Below are 19,709 nucleotides of genomic sequence, written 5' to 3' on the forward strand. Positions count from 1 at the left end.
TTCGAGTCCCTGATCAGGCGGCGAATCATGGGCCGTGAATAATCGGTTTCGGCGATAGGGATGTCGGATGCCGTCGATAGCCTTGCTACATGGCTACCCGTCGACCCGCTCCTCCCGCCTTCGTCTGCACCGAATGCGGGTGGACGACATCCAAGTGGGTCGGCCGGTGCGGGGAGTGCCAGCAGTGGGGCACGGTGCAGGAGCAGGCGGCGAAGACCGGCATCGTCCGGCAGGTGAACGCGATCGCCCCCGGCGCCGATCGTGCCGCGCGACCGATCACGCAGATCACCACCGCCGAGACGCCGAGGCGCACCAGCGGTGTCGGCGAGTTCGACCGCGTGCTGGGCGGCGGCATCGTGCCGGGGGCTGCCATCCTGCTCAGCGGCGAGCCGGGCGTCGGCAAGTCGACGCTGCTGCTCGAGGTGGCGGCCCAGGCAGCTCGCGGCGGGCGTCGCGTGCTTTACGCGAGCGCCGAGGAATCGCAGGCCCAGGTGCGGCTGCGGGCCGAGCGCACCGGTGCTCTGCACGACGAGCTGTATCTGGCGAGCGAGACCGACCTCGCGACGATCCTCGGACACATCGACGAGGTGAAGCCGGAGCTCGTGATCGTCGATTCGGTGCAGACCGTGGCATCCTCGCTGTCCGACGGCGCGGCCGGTCAGCCCAGCCAGGTGCGCGAGGTCGCCGCGACGCTCATCCGGGTGGCGAAGGAGCGGCATCTGCCGATCATCGTCGTCGGGCACGTCACGAAGGACGGGCAGGTGGCCGGCCCTCGCATCCTCGAGCACCTCGTCGACGTAGTCTGCCACTTCGAGGGCGACCGGCAGACCGCGCTGCGGTTCATCCGGGCGCTGAAGAACAGGTTCGGGCCGACCGATGAGGTCGGCTGCTTCGAGATGACCGGCGACGGCATCGCCGAGGTGCCAGACCCGTCGGGGCTCTTCCTCGGCCACGGCTCGACAGAGCCGGGCACGTGCGTGGCGATCGCCATGGAGGGGCGCCGCGCCCTGCCCGTCGAGGTGCAGGCGCTGACGGTCGATACGGCGGCGCCGAATCCGCGCCGGGTGGTGTCGGGATTGGATGCCGCGCGGGTCGCGATGGTGCTGGCGATCCTCGAGAAGCGCGGCGGCATCGCCACCTCGAAGCTGGATGTCTACGTGTCGACGGTCGGCGGCGTGCGGTTCACCGAACCGGCGGCCGACCTGGCGATCGCCATCGCCGTAGCAGGGGCCATCACGGGCGTCTCGGTGCCGCGGACCGTCGCCGCTGTCGGCGAGTTGTCGCTCGCCGGTGAGATCCGGCCGGTGACGCAGGCCGGTCAGCGACGCAACGAGGCGGCGCGTCTCGGCTACACGCAGGTCGTCGACGAGCGATCCGAGAAGCTGGCGGATGCGCTGGCCGCTGTGAAGACTCGCGTCCCTCGCAGATCGCAGCCCGCCCCGCGCCGGCGCGAGGACGACATCCCGCCGTTCTGAGGTGACGAAGGGCTAAGCCAGAGCCTTCAGCAGCTCGTCCGGTGACGCCTGCATCGGGTGCGGGCCGGCGATGTCCAGGAACACCGTCGTGATCGTCTCCCGGTGGTTCGTGAGGAACTGCCGCAGCCACTCGGGCGAGTAGATCCCGACTCCCGGCGGCAGGTTCGCGGGCTTGTTCTTCGCGTCGCTGAACAGCAGCAGGGCGACGTCGCCGGTGTTCGGGTCGCGGAACGTCCATACCTCGCCGCCGTCCAGCGGATTGTCGCGCGCACCGGCGCGCAGCAGCGGCACGACGGTGTTGCCGTGACGAAGCGCCAGGGCGACGGCGGCGATGTCCTGCTTCTCCAGTGCCCGTGCGAGCGCGTCGGAGCGGAACTCCTCGGGGGCGGGCTTGTCTGCGGACTTCGACTTCTTCGCTGCCATGGCTTCAAGCATAAATGGGGCCCTCTCGAGTCATCCATTGGGGACTGGAGTACTCGAAAGGGCCCTCTACTCTCGATCGGTGGATGTCGAAGCGCTGGGGACGCTGAATACGACGCCACTGGGGATGGCTGCACCGATGTATCCCGAGAGTCGTTCAATGGTATCCCAAAGAGCCGGAACGTGTCAGCCCTGTCGGGATCAACCTCACCTCAGTACAGCAGGATCTGCCGGGAATTCGCGGAACTGAAGCCTCCGATCGAGACGGCGACGTGATACGACGCGCCGCCGCCCGGAGCGCGCGGACGGTTCTCCTGGTCGCACGTGCCGACGTCCGAGCGTGTCCGGTCCCAGACGACGGGTTCGGCGCTCGTCACGGTCTGTCCGGCCTCGATCGTCACCACCATGTTGCTCGGGTTCTCCTGGCAATCGGTCGAGCGCCACCACTCGTCCTCGCCACTGGTCACGGTGAGCACCTGTGTCGCCGACCCGACGTCCAGAGTGCATGAGGCCACCCCCTTATTCGACAGCGAGATCGACAGCTGCGGCGACACGCCGGCCGCATACGTCTCCGCGTCGGTGACTGCTTCGACGACGACGTCGGTGGCACGGCACGGGGCGGGGGCCGAGGCTTCGGTCGAATCGGGTGACGGGCTCTCCTCGCCGGTCTCCTCCGGTGTGGGAGACGTCGTGGACGTGCTCGTCGCGGTGCTCGTCGGCGATGCGGTCGGCCCAGACGCCGCATCCGCCCACGGCTGCGCGATCAGCAGCCACACTCCGACGCCGATCGCGGCGAGCACCACGATCAGACCGGTGAAGACGACGAGGCGCCTCCGCCGGTAGACCGCCTTGCTCGGACGGGCCATCACAGGCTCTTCAGCATCCGGGTGTTGCCGAGGGTGTTCGGCTTGACGTGCGCGAGATCGAGGAACTCGGCGACGCCCTCGTCGGGGCTGCGCAGCAGCTGCGAGTACACGTCGGGATCGACGACCTGCTCGCCGATCGGCGCGAACCCGCGGCGGGTGAAGAAGTCCACCTCGAAGGTGAGGCAGAACAGCCGGGTGAGTCCGAGTTCTCTCGCGCGCGCTTCCAGCTGCTCGACGATCGCGCGGCCGACACCGTGTCGCAGCCGGTCGTCGCGCACGATGAGCGTGCGCACCTCGCCGAGGTCCTCCCACATCACGTGCAGGGCGCCGCAGCCGATGAGCTGCCCGTCCTGCTCCGCGACGAAGAACTCCTGCACGGCACCGTAGAGCACCGCGAGATCCTTGCCCAGCAGGATGCGTCGCTCGACCAGCGGCGCCAGCAGGTGATGGATGCCGAGGATGTCGGCACTGCGGGCCGGGCGGACGGTGTAGTTCACCCCTCAACCCTAGAACCGCCGTTCGGGGAAATCCTGTATTCTCGCTAGTTGCCTGAGGCAACCATCGTCGTACAATGGAGCCATGAGCACGGCACGGTCGGCATCCGAATCGACGCTGCTGGCATCCCTCACCCACCTGATGGCGCGGTGGGGATCGACCGGCGTACAGGTGGGCGTCGCCGCCGATGCCGGTGTCGTGATCGACCCGGCCGACATCCCTGCCGTCTACATGCTCGGGCTCGAGGGTCCGTCCCGCGTGAGCGATCTCGCCGCGGCTCTGCACCTCAGCCGCCCCACGATGAGCAAGCAGCTGTCCCGACTGGAGCGCGCCGGCCTCATCGAGCGCGGCGTCGACCCGGCCGATGGCCGGGCGGCCATCATCCGCCTCTCCCCCGCGGGCGACGACGCGCATCGCCGGCTCGTCGGCCGCGGCGTGGCCATGCTGCACGATGCGACCGCGGACTGGGACGACGACGAGGCTGCGCGCTTCGCCGCGCAACTGGCCCGGCTCGTCGATCGGCTCAGCGGGCCCGGCGCGACGGCATCCGCGCCCGGCGGCTCCAAGGCGACGGCCTCCGGCGCCCCCATCCAGACCCCCGGTGGCGCACCCGCCCCCGGCCCCAGCCGACCGCACCCCCGGTCGCGAAACGGAGGAACACCATGACACGCACCTATGTCGTGACCGGATCCGCATCCGGAATCGGCGCCACCACGGCGCAGCTGCTGCGCGACCGCGGCGACCGCGTCATCGGAATCGATCTGCGAAATGCGGAGGTCGAGGCCGATCTGTCCATGCCGCAGGGCCGCATCGACGCCGCGGCCCAGGCGATCGAGCTCGCCGGCGGCACGATCGACGCCGTGATCGCCTGCGCCGGCATCTCGGCGCCCATCCCGAAGACGATCTCGGTGAACTACTTCGGCGTAACCGAGCTGCTCGAGAACCTGCGCCCGGCACTGACGAAGTCCGAAGCGCCGCGCGTCGCCGTCGTCTCCTCAATGGCGTCGCTGCAGCAGAACTCGCCTGAGATGGTCGAGGCCGCGCTCGCGGGCGATGAGGCGACCGCTCTCTCGATCGCGGAGCAGTACGCTGCCGCGGGCGGCATGGCCGGCTACATCGTGTATCCGTCGTCGAAGCGTGCGCTTTCACGCTGGGTGCGCCGCCAGTCGATCACGCCTGAGTGGGCGGGTGCCGGCATCCCGCTGAACGCCGTGGCCCCCGGCACGGTGGTGACACCGATGACTCAGGAGCTGCTCTCGACCGTGGAGCAGCGCTCGATGGTCGACGCCAATGTGCCCATGCCGCTGAACTACCACCAGCCGCCGGAGTCGATCGCGAACCTGCTGATCTGGCTGACCAGCGTCGAGAACACCCACCTCGCCGGACAGGTGATCTATGACGACGGCGGGGCCGACGCCTCGCTGCGCGGCGACGACATCTGGTCCTGGAACGACTGAACCGAACGCGAACGGGCGGATGCCGAAGCATCCGCCCGTTCGTCGTACCTGCGGCTACTCGCCCGAGGCTGCCGTGAGGTCAGGGGTCGCGGTGATCGCACCGCCCGAGGTGTTGACGCCGACCGCGACCTTCTCGCCGCGTGCGGTGGTCTCGAACAGGAACTTGCCGTCCTCAGCATCCACCTTCACGTGGTCGCCGGAGTTCAGCTCGCCGTGCAGGATCTTCTCGGACAGCTGGTCCTCGATCTCGCGCTGCATCGCACGACGCAGCGGACGAGCGCCGAGCGCCGGGTCGAAACCGATCTCGATGAGCCGCTCCTTGGCCGTCTGCGTCAGCTCCACCGTCATGTCGCGGTCGAGCAGACGGTCGCCGAGGCGCTTGACGAACAGATCCACGATCTGAACCAGCTCCTCCTTCGACAGCTGCGGGAAGACGATGACATCGTCGACGCGGTTGAGGAACTCGGGCTTGAAGTGGCGCTTGAGCTCTTCGTCGACCTTGCCCTTCATCCGCTCGTAGCTGGTCTGCGCGTTGCCCTCGATCTGGAAGCCCACGGGGCCTCCGGCGATCGCGGACGAGCCGAGGTTCGTGGTCATGATGATGACCGTGTTCTTGAAGTCCACGATCCGGCCCTGGCCGTCGGTGAGGCGACCCTCTTCGAGGATCTGCAGCAGCGAGTTGAAGATGTCTGGGTGGGCCTTCTCGATCTCGTCGAAGAGCACCACGCTGAACGGCTTGCGCCGCACCTTCTCGGTGAGCTGGCCGCCCTCTTCGAAGCCGACGAACCCGGGAGGGGCGCCGAACAGACGCGAGACGGTGTGCTTCTCGCCGAACTCGCTCATGTCGAGCGAGATGAGGGCGTTCTCGTCGTCGAACAGGAACTCCGCGAGCGCCTTGGCGAGCTCGGTCTTTCCGACGCCGGTCGGGCCGGCGAAGATGAACGAGCCCGATGGGCGCTTCGGGTCCTTGAGGCCGGCGCGCTGGCGGCGGATCGTGCGGGAGAGAGCCGCGATGGCCTCCTCCTGACCGACGACGCGCTGGTGCAGCGCCTTCTCCATGAAGACGAGGCGGCTCGACTCCTCTTCGGTGAGCTTGAACACCGGGATGCCGGTGGCCTGTGCGAGCACCTCGGCGATCAGGCCCTCATCGACCACTGCCTGGGTCGCGACGTCACCGGAGCGCCACTGCTTCTCGAGGCGCAGGCGCTCGGCGAGCAGACTCTTCTCCTCGTCGCGCAGGGCCGCTGCCTTCTCGAAGTCCTGCTCCTCGGATGCCGCTTCCTTCTGAGTGCGGACATCGGCGATCTTGTCGTCGAACTCGCGCAGCTCAGGCGGGCTGGACAGGATGCTGAGACGCAGACGCGCGCCGGCCTCGTCGATCAGGTCGATGGCCTTGTCCGGCAGGAAGCGGTCGGAGACGTAGCGGTCGGCGAGGTTGGCGGCCGCGACGATCGCACCGTCCGTGATCTGCACCTTGTGGTGCGCCTCGTAGCGGTCGCGCAGACCCTTCAGGATGTTGATCGCGTGCGGGAGGCTCGGCTCGTTGACCTGCACCGGCTGGAAGCGGCGCTCGAGCGCGGCGTCCTTCTCAAAGTGCTTGCGGTACTCGTCGAGCGTCGTCGCGCCGATCGTCTGCAGCTCGCCGCGTGCGAGCAGCGGCTTGAGGATGCTGGCGGCGTCGATCGCGCCCTCGGCGGCGCCGGCACCCACGAGGGTGTGGATCTCGTCGATGAAGACGATGATGTCGCCGCGAGTCCGGATCTCCTTGGTGACCTTCTTCAGGCGCTCCTCGAAGTCACCGCGGTAGCGGGAACCGGCGATGAGCGAGCCGAGGTCGAGCGAGTAGAGCTGCTTGTCCTTCAGCGTCTCGGGCACGTCGCCCTTGACGATGGCCTGCGCGAGGCCCTCGACGACGGCGGTCTTGCCGACGCCGGGCTCACCGATCAGGACCGGGTTGTTCTTGGAACGGCGCGAGAGGATCTGCATGACCCGCTCGGCTTCCTTCTCGCGGCCGATGACCGGGTCGAGCTTGTTGTCGCGCGCGGCCTGGGTGAGGTTGCGGCCGAACTGGTCGAGCACGGCAGACCCGCCCTGGGCGGCCTGGGCGGTGTCGTGCGCCTGCGCGCCGACCGACGCGGGCTCACGGCCCGGGGCGCCGGAGAGCAGCTGGATGACCTGCTGGCGCACCTTGTTGAGGTCGGCGCCGAGCTTGACGAGCACCTGGGCGGCGACGCCCTCGCCCTCGCGGATGAGGCCGAGCAGGATGTGCTCGGTGCCGATGTAGTTGTGGCCGAGCTGCAGGGCCTCACGGAGGCTCAGCTCGAGCACCTTCTTGGCGCGCGGGGTGAAGGGGATGTGGCCGGTGGGCTGCTGCTGGCCCTGGCCGATGATGTCCTGCACCTGCTCGCGCACTGCGTCGAGGGAGATGCCGAGGCTCTCGAGGGCCTTGGCTGCGACGCCTTCGCCCTCGTGGATGAGGCCGAGCAGAATGTGCTCGGTGCCGATGTAGTTGTGGTTGAGCATCTTCGCCTCTTCTTGGGCGAGGACGACCACACGACGGGCTCGGTCGGTGAATCTCTCGAACATTGTCAACTCCTTGGCTCGCACGGGGCGAATGCACTGACGCCAGACGGCTCTTCAGCGCCTGTACATCGAGAGTAACGACCTGTCACCGCGCCCAAGGCCGTGTTCGCCGTCGGCATACCCGGGTCTTGACCTGCTTATCGAGATTCGTTATGTTAACGACCATCGATAACAACGAATGTCGATAAGGAGGGTGTGATGAACAGTCGTGATGGCCGGATGTCGATGACCGAGGGCGTTGTGCTCGGCATGTTCGCAACGGGCGCCGTGAGCATCGGCGTCGCGTCCGCCACAGGAGCGGTGGGTGCGGGGATCGAGATCTTCGGATCACCCGTGCCCGTGCCTCTGCCCGTGCAAGGCGTCGCGATGACGGGGCTCACCGGCGCGGACGGCGTCGCAGCGGCCGAGTACACGCAGTCCGTGGTGTCGCTCGAGACGCTGGATGCCGGCGTTCGCTGGCTTCTGCTGGCGGAAGCCGCGCTGCCGGCGCTTGCGACAGTGATCGTGTGCGCGACCCTGTGGTGGCTCGGCCTGTCGCTGATCCGCCAGCGCGCGTTCCGGCATTCGATGGCCCCGATGCTCGGGACGGCCGCCATCGGCCTGGTCGTCGCCGGGTTGCTGGCGCCGATGTTCGGGGCGTTCGGTCGCGCACAGGTGGTCGAGCAACTTGCCGCGTCGGGTGTCGACACGGGAGATTTCTGGACCTTCCTGTACTCGGCTGACCTCGCCCCGGTCGGCTGGGGCATCGCTTTGGCTCTGGTGGCGACCGCGTTCGAGGTGGGCCAGCGACTGCAGCGTGAGACGGAAGGGCTCGTCTGATGCGTACACGGGAGCCTGGGCTGCAGGCAAGACGCGATCGCAATGACCTCTTGACCGGCGTCATCGTCGGAGCGCTCGCGATCGGTTTCCTGCTGTTCCGCGGCGTGAACGCCGTCGTGTCACTCTTCGCGGCCCCGGGCGCCATCACCGTTGAGTCCCCGCTTCCGGCTCAGGAGGTCACCACGAGGCTGGGCAATGGTGCGACGGCGACGATCACGAGCGGCACGCTGGTCGTGGCGGATGTCAGCACGATCAGCGTGGTCTCGCTCGTCGTTGCGATCATCCTCAGCACCATCGGACTCGTCGCCGCCGCCGCGCTCGGTGTGGCGACCTGCATCCGCTTGCTGCGAGGGCACGTCTTCGACCAGGTGAATGTGCGGTTGCTGTTCGCGTTGTCGATGAGTCTGCTGCTCGCTTGGGTGGGCGATGTCTGGTTCCGGAACATGGGTCTCAACGGCGTCTTCGCGGCTCTCGGAGACGAGTTTCGCGGCCAGACCGCGCTCAACCTCGACGGCGTCTCGCTCTTCGTGGCGGCGATCGCGGTGGGTGTGCTGGTGATCGTGTTCCGCCGGGGCGCGGCGCTGCAGAGGGAAACCGAGGGGCTGGTATGAGTCCCGCGGCTTCCGACGAGGAGGAGACCGGCATCCACTGCCGGCTCGATGAGCTGCTCGCAGAGCGGGGCATGACGCTGACTCAACTGAGCACCGCGGTCGGCGTCAGCATCGTGAACCTCTCGGTGCTGAAGAACGATCGAGCGCGGGCGATCCGGTACTCGACGCTGCGGGCGATCTGCGATGTGCTGCAGTGCGAGGTCGGCGAGCTGCTGGTGCTGGCTGGGGAGAGCTGATGGGTTCCGCGAGCGGCTTCGAATACGTCGTGCGCGCAGATGGGAGCGTCGTCATCACGCACCACGGGCGCAGGGCGACTGTCCTTCGCGGCGGTCGCGCGGAGAAGTTCCTCGAGGAGGCGCGCACCGACCCGCAGGGTGCGATGGCGCGGTGGACCGGGAACTACAAGCACGGCAACGAGCGCACGGCGAAGCAGCATCCGCGCAACCGAGGTTGATCCGAAGAGCGCGCGGTGACGAGCGCGCGGTGACGGGCCCAGGCTGGTCCGGCGCCGGGCTGAACTGCCCCAGGCTGGTCCGGCGCCGGGCTGAACTGCCCCAGGCTGAACTGACCCAAGCTGGTCCTACCCAGGCTGGATTGATCCCGGCTGATCTGACCCCAGGGGCGATCCACCTCTCACGCGGCAGGTCGGAACCGTTTCGGTGGCGGATCGATCCCACCCCACGCGTAGCTGAGCGCGGCCCGCGGTCGCATGGCGTATGTCTCCCCGGATCGGTGGTGCAGGACGAAGTCGTCTTTCCCTCGACGGGTGATCCTCCACTCGCCGTGGTGCAGCGTCATGTGGTGATACCGGCAGAGCAGGATTCCGCGATCGATGTCCGTTCGACCCTGGTCGCGCTTCCACTCATCGATGTGATGTGCCTCGCAGTACGACGCCGGCCGGTCGCATCCGAGCCAGCGGCACCCGCCGTCGCGGATCGCGAGCCCGATGCGCTGCTTCGGTGTGAACAGCCGCTGTTCCCGGCCGACGTCGAGCGGATTTCCGCACGCGTCGACGGTGACGGGAACGAATCCGCTGTCACACATGTGCTGCTCGGCGACCGCCCCGGGCACGGACACCAGGTGGTCTTCCGAGTGTACGACGTGCTCGGCGTTGCCGTCGGCATCCATGACCTGAACGAGACGCACGCCGGCCTGACGCGTGCCGAACACGGTCTCGGAATCGGCCAGCATGCCTGCTCGCAGTACATCCAGCACCAGGTCATAGCTGAGCTGATCGTTCGTGCGCGGGTCGTCTGCGAGTGATGCGGCGCGCTCCTTCTCGTCGGCATCCACGAATCGCGGGCCACCTCGCCGTGGACGCATGGCAGCAGCGAGAAGGGTCTCGATGAACAGATCTCCCTCGTCGTCGAGCGTCATGCTCGCGCGCTTCTGCCCATCCTGCCCGCGATACGTGCGGAACGATCGCTTCTCGAACCGCTCGAGGAATCGCGCTTCGGCACCCTCCGGATCGAGCAGATCGCGGACGGTCCGCGCCGCCTGCCACAGCTCTTCGACGGTACGCTCGGCGGCTTCGCCGATGAGGTGTTCCGACGCTTGTCGCCAAGCGGCGCGAGCTTCTTCGTGCGCTTGGGCTCTCGCCTCGGCATCCGTCGCATCGCCCGACGCATCGTCGCCGATCTCGGGCGGATCACCCAGCCCTCGCCTGATCGCGTCGAACTGCGACGACGTCAGGCGGCTGTCGCGCAGCGCATCGCGCAGCGGTTGATACCAGGGCCCCTCCGTGGGCCGCCCGCCGTTCGCATGCTCGTCGCCTGCAGGTTGAGTCGCGCTCGGTTCGTCGACCAGCGCCTCGCCTACCCGCACCTTGCGGTTCGCGTCGGCCTTGGTCGATCCGGTCACGTCTTGAATGAGCGCGGCGGCCGACCGATGCCCGCGCGACTGCGACAGCCCCGAATGACCGCGCTCGCGATTGGAGCGCAGCGCGACGACGCCGGCTGCCAGCACTTGGATCTGCTCGACTTGCTTGGCCAACGCCGCCGTCTCTTCGAGGATCTTCACGACGTCGGCATCCGTCATCAGCATCATCGACGCGCGCGCGAGATCCGCATCGGCACCATCGACGAGCCGCCCACACAAGGTGGGAATCAGCGCCGCGACGTCGGTGAAAGTTGCCATACTTCATAGTCTCAGGGGCCACCGACATTCAGGCAGACATCTGCACAGAAGCGTATGATGATCTGCATGCGAACGACACTCAACCTCTCCGACGCCCTCGCGCGCGAGGCGAAGTCGCGCGCTGCGCGTGAGGGACGCACCTTCACGAGCTTCCTCGAAGAGGCGCTCCGCGAGCATCTCGCGCGCGAGCTGCCGGATGCGCCTCAGACGCCCCTCCCCACCTACACGCCGAAGGTTCCTGGCAGTCTCGTCGACCTCGACGACAAGGACGCGGTCTGGGACGCGCTGGACAAGAGCGCATGACCCTCGTCGTTCCCGACGTGAACGTGCTCGTTTACGCCTTCCGCGCGGACTCGCCCGATCACGACGTCTACGCCGACTGGCTCAATGGCGCTATGCGTGCAGGTCGAATCGGCGTCGCCGACACGATTCTCAGCGGCTTCGTGCGCATCGTGACGCACCCCCGCATCTACGCGGAGCCGACTCCAGTCGCCGCGGCGCTGGCCTATGTACGACACCTGATCGACGCTCCGAACACCGACTGGCTGCGCCAGGGCCCGTCTGCATGGGAGAAGTTCGACGCGCTGGCATCCGAAGACGCCGCGGTGCGCGGCAATCTCGTGCCGGACGCCCACATCGCCGCGCTCTGTCTTGCCAATGGCGCACGCCTGGCGACGCGGGATCGCGGCTTCGCGCGGTTCCCCGGATTGAGATTGTTCGATCCGGCGAAGGCGGATGCTGGGCGCTGAAGCACGTGTCAGTCGAGCGCGCTCGGCGCCTTCGGCTGATCCCAGACGCGCGCGAACTCGTCGCTGATCAGCGGCCAGATCGTACAGGACGAAGTCGTGTGGAATCATCCGCCCCGCGCGATCCTTACGCCTATCCGGGTCAGCAATGCGAAGAGCAACCATGTCGCCGTGGCGAACGACTCCCACGGGCTGTTCGCCGAGATCTGCAATGACCGACTCGTACACGGGCAGCGGATCATCGAATCCGCCCTGCCTCAAGAACGAAGTCCCACTCCCTCCCGCGTGAAGCCCAGATCATTCTCACTTGAGACTCCGGATCAGGACCCGCGCCTTCTCACCATCGTCGAGTGCGATTCGGAATCGTGTGAGGACCGCAGTCAGGTACTCATGGCGTGCAAGCGCGGCGGCTTTGATCTCTTCAAGCTTGTCTCGTGCCAGCCCCACGCTCTGATCGATGACATCCTTCGACAGCACTGCGCTAATCAGCCTCCATCCCCAAGTAGTTCTGGTACGGCCTGCTGCCCTCTTGCATCGTCAGCTACCACGTCGAAGAGGTTCTGCTCGCCGAATCCCTCATACTCGGTAGGCCCGCTGTTCGAGTCGCTTTACCTGCATGAGTCACCCATTCTCTAGTCGCGTTCGCGGCATCAGCGCCAGGAGATCGTCGTACGCGCCGTCCGCGGAATGATCATGCACGCATGTGAAGCGGTTCGCCCGAATATCCCCAGCTACGGCAGCCACCTTCTCACGGATGTCTCCGATAAGCGCCGCATCGACCGGATCGTTGGTGCTCTTGCCCTGATCATCGAGGTTAAGGATCTGGATGCGGTCGGCCGAAGCACCCGAAAGCTCCTGGTATCCGAGTGCGTAGATGGCCAGTTGGTCACGAGTGACGTCCTCGTCCTGCGACCGCGCCGTCGACTTGAAGTCGACGATCGCGGTCTCGTCCGTCTCAAGAGATTTGATCAGATCAATCCTGCCGTTGACCGAAACTCCAGGGGCGATATCCACACCGATCTGCTTCTCCGAGTGAATCGTGCGGGTGAGGTCATCGCCATGCCGATCGAAGTAGCGCTCGATCGCTTTTACACCGGCACGATGCAGCTGCTCCCGAAGCGCCGGATATGCGTATGGGGTGTGCAGATGCCGCGTGACCAACTCGTCCGCCTCATCGCGACTCGGCGGATCCCCCGCGAGCGCACGTTTGTGCATCTCAGCAAGAGCGTCGTGGAGTCCCTTCCCGAATCCGAGCGCCTCGTGAATGGGTGGGTTGAACCCGTACATGAACCGGAGCTTGAACTGGTATGGGCAGTCAAACAGGTACTTGAGCTCCGAGAACGATATCGCGATGTTCGGCGTCTCCAGCCTGGGAGTCGGCTCGAGACGCGGAAGGCTGGGCAACCCCTCGTCGCTGGTCGAGACCCAGGACGTCGCCGTGCAATGCAAGTAGAAGTCCGACGCCTTCCCCTGCCCACGCTTCTCTCCAGGTGCGTAGCTGACGTAGAGGAACTTCTGCGACCGCGTCACCGCGACGTAGAACAGTCGCGTTTCGTCGGACATGCCGCCCTTGTACCGCTCACCGTTGACCACGGCGTCGTCGGCGATGATGTGCGGGATGACCTGAGTCCCACCCATCCCCCGCATCGGAAATCGCCCCTGACGAAGGAATGGGATGAAGACCGCCGGCCACTGCAAGCCTTTCGACCGGTGCACCGTGGATATCACCACCGCGTCGGGCTGCACATATCCGGCATCATCGTCCGATTCCTCGTAGACGCCCGGCGCTTGAAACGTCAAGAACCCGAGGAACGACTCGTACTTCCGCGCGGGCGATGATGCGAAGTGGATCGCTTCGAAGTCCGAGATCACCTGGGAGAACTTTCCAAGTTGATACATGACAAGCTCTCGACGACGGGCATCACCGGGGACCGTCTCCTCGCGAAGCCCCAGCGCGCTGAGTGCGGCCAAGTACAGACGCTGGATGTTGTATGTTCCCCACCGGTCACTCTTCTCGAAGTCGGCCCCGTCGTCGAGCACGTCGATCAGCTGCTGCCAATGCAAGGCGTCCGGCACGAGATCGGCAGCGTCCCACAAGTTGCGCAAGTCTGCCGCTGTGATGTCGTCCATCATGTAGCGGAACAGTCCGACGCATGCCTGGATTTCGGGTGCGTCGAACAACCGAGCGAGTCCCTTGATCAGGAAGGGGATGCCTCGGCGTTTGAACTCGTTGACGAGAGCATCCGCGTCCTTGACCGACCGGAACAGCACCGCGCAATCCGACCAGGAGAGACCGCGCGGTTCTGCACCGGGCTTGTCGACGAACGGCATCCCTTGCAGATCCTCGATGCGCTCGGCGATCCAGGTCGCCTCCTCGACGACATCCTCGAACTGTAGAGCGAGCATGTCACCGCGCTGCCACTCCTGGTGCGAAGCGTGAACCATCTTCTTCGCGAGGCGTTCACTGGAGTTGAGCCGCTCGGCGACGCTGCGGCCGAGCTCGACGACTCCCTTCGTCGAGCGAAAGTTGTCAGCGAGTTCGATCGTCCGCACGTCCGCGTAGCGGTTCGCGAACGAGATGATGTTCGAGACCTCCGACCCGCGCCACTGATAGATCGTCTGGTCGTCGTCACCCACGACGCACAGGTTCGCGCCGTAATGAACGAGTCGTTCGACCAGTCGCTCCTGGATGGGGTTCACGTCCTGGTATTCATCGACGATGACGAATCGAACCTCGTCTCTGACGTGGTCGCGCAGCACGCGTTCTGACGACGACAGATCATCCGTCGTCTCCACCTTCTGCAGGAAGTCAACGGCTTGAACCATCATCGACGTGTAGTCGAAGTACTTCCGATTCACGAGCAGCTCACGGTACGAGGCAAGACTCGACGCCACCGCTTCGCGCACCTTGGAGAAGTCGACTTCGTCCTCCTGCAGGATCGAAAGCGCCGATTTGTACGTGCGCGTATCGACAAAGCGCCGTAGGGGCGCCTCAGTCCCTTGGACGAGCTTGGTGCAGGTCGTCAGTCCAGAGTTCTTGCTCTCCCGGTCGATGAGCAGCTGCTGGGTGATGTCGGTGAGCACGCCGTACTTGAACGTCTCGGGCACGTACGTCTGTAGCAGATCGAGACAGTACCCGTGCATCGTGCCGATATACATCTCGGCCAGTCCGACGACCTCGCCGATCTCCGCCTTCACGACGGAATGCACGCGCTCCTTCAGTTCCGCGGCCGCCTTCTCTGTGAATGTGAAGGCGATCACGTTGGCGGGGCTCACACCGGGCTGCGCCAAGATGTGCGCGATCCGCTGCGCGAGCACCTGCGTCTTTCCCGACCCGGCGCACGCGATCAATTGGAGCGTGCTCGTCACCTCGGTGATCGCCGTCTCCTGCGACGGCGTGAACGTCAACGTGCTCATGCGTACTTCGCTCCGAACTCTGAACCGAACAGGTCGCTCGCGCTCCCCTTGGTCTCACGAACGACCTCGCGGACCGCCGGATCGAGCATGTCAAGCACCCGCAGCTCGCCCGACGAGCCGGACGCCCCCGACGTACCAATCGAGTCGATCCGGTGGAAGGCGTGGCCGTGTTGTTCTGCGAATGCCGCGAGCCCCCTCAGCTTGACGATCGAGTCATCGAGGTGCGTGCCGTGCGGGTCGACGATCGACGGACGGATCTCACCGTTCACGAGCGTGAAGATCAGAAAGTCCGGATGCAGCGTGCGCCAGTTTCCGGAGCCGTCACGGTAAGGCACTCCGAGGGAGTCCGGGCGCGTAACCGACGGATTGCGGTACCACGCGACGCAGTCGACCCGCTCGACTTCCTTTCGAACGACCGGACGTTCCCAGCCGTTCAGGCTAGAGAGAGGGAACTGGCCCTCCTCATCGGCCATCAGGTGCTTGTCGATGAGCTCCGCCGACTTGACCTGGTCGTTCTCGATCTCGGCGAAGTCCTCGAGTCGGGACTTCGGCCGCGCGAGCGGGGTCACCTGCGGCTCGACTGCCTCAGCACGGATCTCGTCGTACGCATCGCGTCGCTCGTCTGCCAGGCCGCGGAGTGCCACCCGATGCTCGCCGAACCAGTCGGACACGATCTCCTTGGCCGCCTGATCGATCTTCTCCCGCACATTCGGCACGGTCGCGAGAGCGGCCGCCTTCACGAAGGCACCCCGCAGGGCGTCGTCGCTGTCGTCGACTTCCGGATCGGCGATGAAGTCGACGTACGACTGCGCGATGTCTGCACCAAACGCGCGCTTCGCCTCTTCGAATGCAACGCGTATCGCGCGCTCGTCCGCTCGCTCGTTGAAATCGGAGTAGCTGACCTTCTTACTGGCGGTCCGACCCGAGATCGTCATGCCTCGTACGGTCAGCACCTCGATCTCCGCATTGCGAAGATCGCCGTCATAACGAGCGGCCAATGATTCAAGAGTGTTGTGCATCTGTCTCTTCACCGACGCGACAGCACCTTCGCGGATGTTGTCTGCTGCGAGCGCCTGCGCGAGACTGACGAGCTGCTTGACGGCTCGCGAACCACGGCGCGGGATCACCATGTGAGGCAGCTGATCCCAGCAGTCCCACACCGCGTCCGGGATCGCGGCGTTCGGCACGAGCTCACGCGGATCGAACAGAACCTTCTGTCCGGTGGTCGGCATCGACTCCGTGGCACCGGTGAGGTACTTGACGACGTGGCCGGCCGTGGTGCGATCGAAGTGCGGCAGGATGCAGTCGACCGAATTCAGGCGGTCCTCGCCGGGGATGCGCCGCGCAAGCGGCGTGCGCACCATGCGTCCGAGCAGCTGCGTGATGTGCGTGTGATCCTTCGCCGGACGGAACGAAACGAGAACTTCAGCGCGAGGGCAGTCCCACCCCGTCGAAATGCCGTCCTTGGCGATGAGCACACGCACCTGAGTCTCGTCCTGCACACGCTGCGGTTCGATCCAGTCAATCTCCCACGACCCGAAAGTAAGGGCCTTGTGTTCGCCGAGAACGTGGCGCACTCCGGTTGAGGTGAGCTCGCCGAGCTCCGCCTGGATCGTGTCGAGCCAAAGGCCGACGTCATCCACGTTCTCGGTGTTCGGGATCTGCAGGACGAGTAGCGGAACGACCCTGTCTGAAGAAGTTTCGCCGGGGAGCGCCTTCTGTTCGGCGAGATAACGCCCCCAGCGTTTCGCCGACTCCCTGAGCTTTCGGGCGGCGCGGGTCGTTAGTGTCGTCTCGAGGTTGCCCGCTTCGGCGGGGATGTCGAGTGCGATGACGTCCTTGATGAGGCCGGACTGCTGTACTCGGGCGGGATCCACGGTGACCGGCGGTAGCGTCGTCCGCCCTTCGACCGCGGCGTCCTTCATCGCGTCGGTGAAACGGTCGATCGTCGCCGAGATTCCCCACACCACGGGGATCGGAAGCCCTGTCATCTCTCCGCTGACGAGACGCCGCACGATCGTCGGCTTGTCTCTGGATGCTTTGCCGGTGAACCCTCGGTGCGCCTCGTCGAGGACGAGGTAGACGGTGAGGCCCTCGTCCTCGATCGTGTTCTCAAGCGTCTCCCAAATGTTCCACGCCAGGTCGTCCGGAGCCACCATGCTCTCGCCGCGGGCATCCGCCTCGTATGTCTGCTCGGCTCCCCTTGTGAGGAGCGATGTCTTCGACAGTCGCTGGGTGTTGAGGAAGTAGACGTGCTGCGGCTCGAGCGTCGGGAGTGCGAACGGCGGCTTGATCGTCACGAGTCGGTCGTAGGACAGCTTCTCCGATGCCTGAACCAGTCGCCGTTTCGTCTGCTCGTTAAGGTTCGGATCGTCGGAGAACCAGATGACGACGGCGCCCGGGTCGGGTTGGAACTCGAGTTCGGAGTCGCCGTAGAAGAGCGCCTCGATGGCGGCCGCCGCCATGACGGTCTTGCCGGCGCCGGTCGTCGCAGTCAGCGCGAACGACGTCTCCATCCCGTCGCGCTGATACAGCGTGCGAGCGCGACGGAGGTTGTCGAGTGTCTGGACGACGGCGTCACGCTGATAGTCCTTGAGCTTGTACCTCATCGCGCACCCCGCATCGCGTCGATCTCGAAGTTGCGCAGGTAGGAGTCATAAAGGCGCACAACCTCGACTTCTGCGGGCAACGCCCCGGCGATCGCCTCGAAGAAGCGGTCTTCATCGGTGACGATGAATGCGATCGAAGCATCGGATGCCGCGGTCATCGCCTCGACGAAAGCGTCGGTCTTGTCCATGTCGTCGATCACGCCATATGTTTCGGCGACGTCCCATCCGTTCGGCAACTCCTCGATGCGGCGTCCGCGCGAACCAGCCCTCAGCCAGAGCAGCGACGAAATCTTCTCGAACTCGCGGTGCGACTGCACACGCATGGACGCCTCGTAGGTGAGCGTGAAGAACTCGACGTTCTGGTCGAGCCCTTCGGAGTAGATGGTGCCGTCGTCCCGCAGCCCAGAAGCGACCGTGGAAAGCCGCGGCCTCGTGACATGTTCGAAGACGCCGCTCCGACGCCAACCGTCATCCCCAGGCCGCAACCCCTCCTTGATCAACCGCTTCGAGTCCTTCGCCGCAAGTTCATTGTTGGTGACGAGGATGCAGTTGCGAGTGCCACCGTCAGCATTGTTTAGTCGCATCACGGCTTCTGCCGTGGAGCCAGAGCCCCCGAAGAAGTCAAGTATCACGGCGTCGTCAGGCGCAATAAGCCTCAGCCAGCGAGCCAGTACGTCGACATCTTTAGGGTTCGGAAAGCGACGATCTCCGAACACCTTTGCCAGTTGACCCGAGGCGCGATTCCGGTCCTGCGAAAAGACGGACTCAGCGACACGAGTGTCCATCTCCTCAAGACGGTAAATCTCGCTGGGAATGCGACTTTCATCGTCCCCGAAGTACACTCGTCCAGCGGCCACACGCCGATCCATCTCATCGTTGCTGTACCGCCAACCGTTCGCAGGCACAGCAGTCGGGCGCTGTGTAATCGGATGAGTCAGCGGTCTTCTGGAGCGATTGGGTCGAGGTTCCGGCGCCACCATGCTGCCATCAGTTCGAATGGGTCGACCATTCTCGTCAAGGGATGAGTATCGGGCGATGGCGTCGAATCCTTTGCCCTTTCCCAAAGACTTGAGCCACGCACGCCATTGACGCTGCGCGTCAGCAGACTCAACCGCATGCGCCCAAATCCCAGCAGCCATTGCAAGCGCTTCATCCAATCCTGGTTTCTTTTCACGCCACTGAACTTCGGCCTGCACTAAGGCCGGCTCATCCTTGGCGTAGACGAGCATGTAGTCTGCTCCGTTCGACACGTAGCGCGTATAGCTCTTCGCGCCTCCTTGCCATACCACGTCTGACAGGAAGTTCTGCGCGCTGAACACCTGGTCCATCAGCATCCGCAACCGATGATGCTCCTCATCACCGATCGCAACGATGATCACTCCGGTGGGTGCAAGCAGCTCTTTGGCAAGCAGTAGCCGTCGCTCCATGAATGCCAGCCACTTCGAATGCCGATACATGTCGTCGCTCGACACATACTTGTCGTTGTAAATCCACCCATCGTTGCCGGTGTTGTACGGCGGGTCGATGTAGATTGCATCAATCCTGCCGCGATGTGTGTACAGCAGCGCCTGTAGCGCGTGATAGTTCTCGGCGTTGATCACCGAGTGAAAAGGCTTGCCTCCGCCGCGCTCGATCCTCCCCGTCGAAACGAGCCCTGGGTAGATGGGGTCGCGGAACTCCGCGACCACCACGAGATCAGCAACGTCTACCGTCGTTGCATCCATCTTGTCGCCCGTTCCGCGGGCCTCAAGATCGGCGGTTCGGGCATCCGAGTCGCCGCTGAGACTCGTGACCGTCCACAACTGATCTTCACCGCCCTTAGGCGTTTCGCCCCGCGGCGGCAGTATGTGAACTTTGTCTCCGACACGAGGACGCCGCCCCGGCAGCTCCACTGCTTCAGGGGTGTGCCGTTCAAAGTTGAGTCCGAACGCTCGCCGTTGCGCCAGCTGATTCACCTCACGCGCAAGACGATCGCCGAGCTCAGCGTTCGTTGCGCGTACCTGTTTGATCAGCTCATGGATGTACGCCACCGCAGCCCTCCCCAGGGTTCCTCAACCCCGGGAAGGTACTTGTAC

At 65.3% G+C, this 19,709-nt stretch carries 18 protein-coding genes; 9 read left to right on the forward strand and 9 right to left on the reverse strand.

Features of this window, described 5'->3' with window-relative positions; translation table 11 throughout:
* Positions 1 to 89: 89 nt before the first annotated feature.
* Positions 90 to 1,475: a DNA repair protein RadA gene (gene radA / locus IM776_RS13315; protein WP_194420559.1), complete on the forward strand. Its 1,386-nt coding sequence runs from the start codon at positions 90 to 92 to the stop codon at positions 1,473 to 1,475.
* A gap of 12 nt (positions 1,476 to 1,487) precedes the next feature.
* Here the strand turns inward: radA and IM776_RS13320 are convergent, their stop codons facing one another.
* From IM776_RS13320 to IM776_RS13330, 3 genes are all read right to left on the reverse strand, one after another.
* Entirely contained in the window at positions 1,488 to 1,898 is a 411-nt protein-coding gene (locus IM776_RS13320) for a dehydrogenase (protein WP_194420560.1), read from the reverse strand.
* 209 nt (positions 1,899 to 2,107) lie between these two features.
* Positions 2,108 to 2,761, reverse strand: a complete 654-nt coding sequence (locus IM776_RS13325; RefSeq protein ID WP_194420561.1) for a hypothetical protein — start codon at positions 2,759 to 2,761, stop codon at positions 2,108 to 2,110.
* The gene (locus tag IM776_RS13330; protein ID WP_194420562.1) at positions 2,761 to 3,258 is read right to left on the reverse strand and encodes an amino-acid N-acetyltransferase; all 498 of its coding nucleotides are present in this window, start codon (positions 3,256 to 3,258) and stop codon (positions 2,761 to 2,763) included. The genes IM776_RS13325 and IM776_RS13330 overlap by 1 nt, the downstream gene beginning before the upstream one ends.
* Positions 3,259 to 3,340: 82 nt before the next feature.
* Here IM776_RS13330 and IM776_RS13335 point away from each other — a divergent pair, with 82 nt between their 5' ends.
* Both IM776_RS13335 and IM776_RS13340 read left to right on the forward strand, forming a co-directional pair.
* The gene (locus IM776_RS13335; protein WP_194420563.1) at positions 3,341 to 3,922 is read left to right on the forward strand and encodes a MarR family winged helix-turn-helix transcriptional regulator; all 582 of its coding nucleotides are present in this window, start codon (positions 3,341 to 3,343) and stop codon (positions 3,920 to 3,922) included.
* Positions 3,919 to 4,713, forward strand: coding sequence for an SDR family oxidoreductase (locus IM776_RS13340; protein WP_194420564.1), 795 nt, complete (start codon positions 3,919 to 3,921; stop codon positions 4,711 to 4,713). Before IM776_RS13335 ends, IM776_RS13340 begins: the two co-directional genes overlap by 4 nt.
* A gap of 54 nt (positions 4,714 to 4,767) precedes the next feature.
* Here the strand turns inward: IM776_RS13340 and IM776_RS13345 are convergent, their stop codons facing one another.
* The gene (locus tag IM776_RS13345) at positions 4,768 to 7,299 is read right to left on the reverse strand and encodes an ATP-dependent Clp protease ATP-binding subunit (RefSeq protein WP_194420565.1); all 2,532 of its coding nucleotides are present in this window, start codon (positions 7,297 to 7,299) and stop codon (positions 4,768 to 4,770) included.
* A gap of 195 nt (positions 7,300 to 7,494) precedes the next feature.
* Between IM776_RS13345 and IM776_RS13350 the strand changes: the two genes are divergently transcribed.
* Genes IM776_RS13350 through IM776_RS13365 form a run of 4 tightly spaced genes read left to right on the forward strand, consistent with a single transcriptional unit; the run spans position 7,495 to position 9,180 of the window.
* Positions 7,495 to 8,115 (forward strand): hypothetical protein, encoded by a 621-nt coding sequence (locus tag IM776_RS13350; RefSeq protein ID WP_194420566.1) that lies wholly within the window; start codon positions 7,495 to 7,497, stop codon positions 8,113 to 8,115.
* Positions 8,115 to 8,726, forward strand: a complete 612-nt coding sequence (locus IM776_RS13355) for a hypothetical protein (RefSeq protein WP_194420567.1) — start codon at positions 8,115 to 8,117, stop codon at positions 8,724 to 8,726. Before IM776_RS13350 ends, IM776_RS13355 begins: the two co-directional genes overlap by 1 nt.
* A complete protein-coding gene (locus IM776_RS13360; protein ID WP_194420568.1) occupies positions 8,723 to 8,962 on the forward strand; it encodes a helix-turn-helix domain-containing protein in 240 nt (79 codons plus the stop codon). Before IM776_RS13355 ends, IM776_RS13360 begins: the two co-directional genes overlap by 4 nt.
* Entirely contained in the window at positions 8,962 to 9,180 is a 219-nt protein-coding gene (locus tag IM776_RS13365) for a hypothetical protein (RefSeq protein WP_194420569.1), read from the forward strand. Before IM776_RS13360 ends, IM776_RS13365 begins: the two co-directional genes overlap by 1 nt.
* A gap of 179 nt (positions 9,181 to 9,359) precedes the next feature.
* Here IM776_RS13365 and IM776_RS13370 read toward each other — a convergent pair whose 3' ends face one another.
* Positions 9,360 to 10,862: an HNH endonuclease signature motif containing protein gene (locus IM776_RS13370; protein ID WP_194420570.1), complete on the reverse strand. Its 1,503-nt coding sequence runs from the start codon at positions 10,860 to 10,862 to the stop codon at positions 9,360 to 9,362.
* Between the two features lie 66 nt (positions 10,863 to 10,928).
* Here IM776_RS13370 and IM776_RS13375 point away from each other — a divergent pair, with 66 nt between their 5' ends.
* Together IM776_RS13375 and IM776_RS13380 are read left to right on the forward strand one after the other, a co-directional pair.
* Positions 10,929 to 11,165 (forward strand): ribbon-helix-helix domain-containing protein, encoded by a 237-nt coding sequence (locus tag IM776_RS13375; protein ID WP_194420571.1) that lies wholly within the window; start codon positions 10,929 to 10,931, stop codon positions 11,163 to 11,165.
* Positions 11,162 to 11,611: a TA system VapC family ribonuclease toxin gene (locus IM776_RS13380; RefSeq protein WP_194420572.1), complete on the forward strand. Its 450-nt coding sequence runs from the start codon at positions 11,162 to 11,164 to the stop codon at positions 11,609 to 11,611. Before IM776_RS13375 ends, IM776_RS13380 begins: the two co-directional genes overlap by 4 nt.
* A 300-nt stretch (positions 11,612 to 11,911) precedes the next feature.
* Here the strand turns inward: IM776_RS13380 and IM776_RS13385 are convergent, their stop codons facing one another.
* From IM776_RS13385 to IM776_RS13400, 4 genes are all read right to left on the reverse strand, one after another.
* On the reverse strand, positions 11,912 to 12,085 hold the full coding sequence (locus IM776_RS13385; protein ID WP_194420573.1) for a hypothetical protein: 174 nt from the start codon (positions 12,083 to 12,085) through the stop codon (positions 11,912 to 11,914).
* A gap of 144 nt (positions 12,086 to 12,229) precedes the next feature.
* A complete protein-coding gene (locus tag IM776_RS13390) occupies positions 12,230 to 15,025 on the reverse strand; it encodes an ATP-dependent helicase (RefSeq protein ID WP_194420574.1) in 2,796 nt (931 codons plus the stop codon).
* On the reverse strand, positions 15,022 to 17,634 hold the full coding sequence (locus tag IM776_RS13395) for a DEAD/DEAH box helicase (protein ID WP_194420575.1): 2,613 nt from the start codon (positions 17,632 to 17,634) through the stop codon (positions 15,022 to 15,024). The genes IM776_RS13390 and IM776_RS13395 overlap by 4 nt, the downstream gene beginning before the upstream one ends.
* The gene (locus IM776_RS13400; RefSeq protein ID WP_194420576.1) at positions 17,631 to 19,664 is read right to left on the reverse strand and encodes a site-specific DNA-methyltransferase; all 2,034 of its coding nucleotides are present in this window, start codon (positions 19,662 to 19,664) and stop codon (positions 17,631 to 17,633) included. The genes IM776_RS13395 and IM776_RS13400 overlap by 4 nt, the downstream gene beginning before the upstream one ends.
* Positions 19,665 to 19,709 lie beyond the last annotated feature (45 nt).

Source organism: Microbacterium abyssi (assembly GCF_015277895.1).
In the GTDB taxonomy this organism is placed as follows: domain Bacteria; phylum Actinomycetota; class Actinomycetes; order Actinomycetales; family Microbacteriaceae; genus Microbacterium; species Microbacterium abyssi.